Origin of the sequence: Vibrio sp. 10N.261.52.C2, from assembly GCF_041471425.1 — a bacterium.
Lineage (GTDB): Bacteria > Pseudomonadota > Gammaproteobacteria > Enterobacterales > Vibrionaceae > Vibrio > Vibrio crassostreae_C.
In genome coordinates this window covers 47,424-47,722 of the sequence record NZ_JBFROH010000009.1, presented here as the reverse complement: position 1 = coordinate 47,722, position 299 = coordinate 47,424, and the positions used below count along the sequence as shown (strand labels likewise).

General features: G+C 44.5%; 1 protein-coding gene. It reads right to left on the bottom strand.

Annotated features, from left to right (window positions below; all coding sequences use genetic code 11):
- The coding region (locus AB4307_RS02850; protein WP_372131043.1) for a VCBS domain-containing protein at positions 1–299 on the bottom strand (299 nt) is incomplete at both ends.

Below are 299 nucleotides of genomic sequence, written 5' to 3'. Positions count from 1 at the left end.
CCGGTATTGGTGCCTGCAATAACAGCAGTATCATTAGTACCATTTACAGTAATAGTAACTTGATGTGGCGTGCCATCGGCAGAGTGAACGGTGATGGTGTCGGTTGCCGTTTTGCCTTGCGCTAATGCTTGCACGGTCGGATTTTGATTGTCTAAATCATAGGTCCAATCACCGTTATCTTTAAGATGTAGGGTGCCTAATGAACCAACAATGTCTGTATTCGAGAAGTGCGCTTCATTGGTATCGGTGTCGCTAATAGTTAATGAGCCCGTTGTTTGAAGTTGAGACTCTTCAGTTAC